The following is a 3,784-nucleotide window of genomic DNA, read 5'->3' as shown; positions in this document are numbered from 1 at the left end:
AGGTTGAGCATTTGTGATTCTCTATTGAATCGTAAGGAATCAGCCTTACAAGCCATTGCGCCACTGTCTGTGTGTTTGAAGAGTTGGACTTGGACCTGTAATAGGACTACTCCATCATCAAGGGTGAACTCCAGGTGGAATGCAGATGCGATCACCTCGTTAATCTGGTCGTCCAGTTCGAGGTATCCATCAATGATGATCAATTCCTCTTCGCGGTCATAGTAGAGATTCTTGCTCTGCAAGGAGATTCCCCGCTCTTCGTCATAGAGCGAAACAGATCCACTACAGGTTGCATAACGGAATGACTCTCCTGTAAGGACGATGGTATCGGCTTCAAGACGAAGCGAACCGCTGGTAATGGTAGCCCCTTCTGAGAGGGTGATGGTCTCGAATCCCTGTTGCATATGCATGCTGGTCGAGCCCCCGGAGAAGGATATTGGCTCAGCAAGAAGGGAGACGAGAGAAGATACCAGTATTGCAAGAATGATTAGTGCTCGTTTCATTGGGATATCACTCCCTCCAACACTGTTTTAAAGGTAACGCTGAAGCTTGCCAATGTGGCAGTCATTCCCGTTCCCTGTACCTTCTTGTTATCCTCATAGAGTAGGGTGACGGGAGTATCTCCCTTGCTGAGGAGTGTTTCATCGTCCCCGATCCAGCTCAAGGCTTCTGCTTCAATGAGCAGATGTTCTGGATATTTTTCCAGGGAAATAGATCCGGAAAGTTCTGCATCGTAATATTCGGTGTCTACTTCTGCATAATCGGCATGTCCGCTGATGATCAGATTTCCTTCCTCATCAGTCTGAGAGAAGTGTAAACCCCGAATAATGGCCTTATGTGTCTGATCATAGAGGTCGATCTCATCGGCTATAACACTGATTGGGGGTTCATTGCCCCGGTCCAAGACATAGGTGGCGTTTCTCAAGGTGAGATCTGGCAAGGTAAAAGAGCGTGCCATTACCTCCTGCTCGGGTGAAAGGGAGCAGGAGAGAAACAGAAACGATGCAAGAACCATGCCAAGAAGCCTTTTTCTCATGTATTGAGTATAACCGTCGTTGCGCTTTTGAGCAATCTCATTCTTCCCTCTCTTCTGAGAGGACTGAAGCTACGACAGGAAGGTAGTGGTTCGCTTGTTTCTTGAAATAGAGCCAGACTCCCACGAATCCAAGGGCGATGCCCCCCAAAGCGATAAGGAAGGATGCCCCAATCCCCAGCCCTGCAGCAACAGCCAGGAAATATCCAATGGGAAAAAGCAGTAAGGGGGCAATGAGTGTGATCAAGGTTCCGGCAATCGTCCTTGATGGCTGGAGGTAGATTTCAACCTCCTGGCCTTCGTCTACGGGAAGCTTGTTCTCATTCCAGACTTCAAATTTTTTCCCCTTGGTATTACAGAATGCCGACCCTTTGCATCCGCTGCATGCTGAACTGGTGCAGACAACCTCGACCTTATCAGGAGAGATGTTTCTTGTTACGGTAACGACCTCATACATAATTATATCCTTTCATTTTCTACCGGAACGCGGATAACCTCGATGGAGGTTGCCTTCTTCTCGTCTGAGATATCCACCATCACCCCAACCAGGGCTAGGTCATCCCAGCACTCTTGGCTGCGAACCGGTATCTGTACTATTTGTTTTTCAATTTCCGTGGCAGCATCGAAGCCTCCCACGCTTGTTTGGCTTCCACATCTCCCATTGTCGGTGATATAGGCTGTACCACCCCCTAGAATACGCCCATCGGCGCTGAGTACCTTGGTATGGGTCCCGATGACCGCAGCCGCCTTTCCATCCAGCATGAATCCCATTGAGAGTTTCTCTGCTGTTGGGGATGCATGGAACTGTACCAAGGGAATGGCCCCCTCTTCCTGAGCCTTGTCCACCAGGAGCTGGGCAAGGCTGAAGGCATTGGAGAGGTGGGTGCGGGGAAAGTCTGCATTCCCAAGGATATTTATCACGCATACCTTCTGTTCATTCACTGTAAGAAACCGGATACCCCTCCCGGGGTTTTGCTGTGGATAGTTTGCGGGTCTGAGTATGCTGGGATTCTTTGCAATGAACTCCACCATGTCCTTCTTGTAATAGATTTTCTCTCCACCGGTGATCACATCAATACCCAGCTTCAGCAACTGCATGCTGTGGGCTCGCCCAATACCGAAACCTCCGGTTGCCCCCTCTGCGTTGGCGATCACCAAATCGATGGACTTCTCTGATCTTAGCGGTCGCAAAGCTTCCTTGACACATTGAATCCCTGGTCTTCCTACTATTTCACCTAAAAAGAGTACGCGTATGCTCATGCACCTACAGTACCGAGTTTTTCCATCCAAAGGCAAGTGTGCATGGTATACTTGCCTTTGGAGGTGACCCGTGTATAGCCGATGGTTTTCAAAACTGGGAAAACGTGTAGTCCAGATACGTATGCAACAGATGCTCAAAAGCCGGGATGTCCAACAGGACTATGAACCGATGAATCTCAAGCTTCCTCCAAGTAAGGAGCCCTCGAAGGCCAAACAATTGCTTGCCATCCTGAATCTTGACGAAAAAATTACCTTGCTCAGTGGGCAGGATGAGTTCTGTATCCCGGGCATTGAGCGTGTTGGCTTGAAACCGGTATGGACCAGTGATGCAACACTAGGGCTTAGGGGATGGAATGCCCCAGTAACCGATTTTCCTGCATCCATTGCCATGGCAGCATCTTGGAACGAATCTCTGCTTACCCAAGTAGGGGAATGTATTGGATCAGAATGTCGTGCCTTGGGCATCGGTGTCTTGCTTGGCCCCGGGGTGAACCTGGCAAGGGTTCCCGTCGCTGGGAGAAACTTTGAATATTTTGGAGAGGACCCCCTGCTGGCTGGAAAGATGGCAGGGGCATATATCAAGGGAGTGCAAACCCACCCAGTCATTACAACGGTCAAGCATTTTGCCTGCAACAACAGCGAGTATGACAGGCATAAATCCAACTCTGTGGTTGATGAGAGGACGCTCAGGGAACTCTATCTTCCTGCCTTCAAATATGCATTGGATGCAGGATCCCTTGGTGTGATGACCAGCTATAACCAGGTCAATGGAATCTATGCAAGTGAGCACGCCTATCTCTTGGAGGGAATCCTGAGAGGAGAGTGGCAGTTCGATGGGCTAGTCATCAGCGACTGGAATTCCCTATACAGTACCGATGGTGTACTCTCTTCCGGTGTCGACCTGGAAATGCCTGGGGGAAAATACCTGAAGCGTGAAAAGGTAGTGGATGCCATTTCCAAGGGAGTGGTCACAGAGGAGGCAATCGACAGGAAGGTGCTTCATCTCTTCACTGCGTATGAGAGGGCAGGATTGTTCGACTGTCCGCTTGCCGATCCTGCTCTCAAGGTAGGAAATGACAAACATCGAGAGACTGCGTTACAAGTGGCACAAGAGGGTGTGGTGCTCCTGAAAAACAAGGATGCTGCACTTCCACTTGGTCCTTCCCTGAAACTCTGTATAGGTGGAGAAAACGCCTTCCGCGTGGCTCAAGGAGGAGGCTCTTCGATGATCCAGTGGGTAACGCCACCAAAGACATTTGCTTCCTTGATGGAAGACAAGGCGACCAGCTTGCCACGGCATTGGTATCGCAGTGCCTCATATCGGAGAAATGTCGCTTCCTCTGACGCGGTCATCCTGGTTGTTGGTTTCAACCACATTGAAGAGTCAGAGGCATACGATCGCCCTTGGGAGATGGACCGTGCAACGCTTCGTTCGATAGAGCATGCAACGAAACTGAATAAGAGAACTATTCTTGTTGTACAGAGTGGGGG

Annotated in this window: 5 protein-coding genes; 1 reads left to right on the top strand and 4 read right to left on the bottom strand. The window is 49.8% G+C overall.

What is annotated here, in order from left to right; all coding sequences use genetic code 11:
* The 4 genes from JF818_RS05930 to JF818_RS05915 form a co-directional block, all read right to left on the bottom strand.
* The coding region (locus tag JF818_RS05930; protein WP_198891071.1) for a hypothetical protein at nt 1-503 on the bottom strand (503 nt) is incomplete at its 3' end.
* Nucleotides 500-1,036 carry an LPS export ABC transporter periplasmic protein LptC gene (lptC, locus tag JF818_RS05925; protein WP_198891070.1) on the bottom strand — a complete coding sequence of 179 codons (537 nt, stop codon included), beginning with the start codon at nt 1,034-1,036 and terminating at the stop codon, nt 500-502. The genes lptC and JF818_RS05930, both read right to left, overlap by 4 nt.
* 37 nt (nt 1,037-1,073) lie before the next feature.
* Nucleotides 1,074-1,490, bottom strand: coding sequence for a SoxR reducing system RseC family protein (locus JF818_RS05920; protein WP_198891069.1), 417 nt, complete (start codon nt 1,488-1,490; stop codon nt 1,074-1,076).
* 2 nt (nt 1,491-1,492) lie between these two features.
* Complete coding sequence (locus JF818_RS05915) at nt 1,493-2,293, bottom strand: TIGR00282 family metallophosphoesterase (protein ID WP_198891067.1); 801 nt, start codon at nt 2,291-2,293, stop codon at nt 1,493-1,495.
* Nucleotides 2,294-2,363: 70 nt separating this feature from the next.
* Between JF818_RS05915 and JF818_RS05910 the strand changes: the two genes are divergently transcribed.
* Nucleotides 2,364-3,784: glycoside hydrolase family 3 protein (locus tag JF818_RS05910; RefSeq protein ID WP_198891065.1), on the top strand; the 1,421-nt coding region annotated here is incomplete at its 3' end.

This window comes from Sphaerochaeta sp. S2, from assembly GCF_016406725.1.
In the GTDB taxonomy this organism is placed as follows: Bacteria; Spirochaetota; Spirochaetia; order Sphaerochaetales; family Sphaerochaetaceae; genus Sphaerochaeta.
This window is presented reverse-complemented; position numbering and strand designations above follow the sequence as displayed.

What these genes read in the sequence shown, in the direction of transcription:
- lptC (WP_198891070.1), bottom strand. Translation starts at nt 1,036, where the DNA reads ATGAGAAAAAGGCTTCTTGGCATGGTTCTTGCATCGTTTCTGTTTCTC.
- JF818_RS05920 (WP_198891069.1), bottom strand. Translation starts at nt 1,490, where the DNA reads ATGTATGAGGTCGTTACCGTAACAAGAAACATCTCTCCTGATAAGGTC.
- JF818_RS05915 (WP_198891067.1), bottom strand. Translation starts at nt 2,293, where the DNA reads ATGAGCATACGCGTACTCTTTTTAGGTGAAATAGTAGGAAGACCAGGG.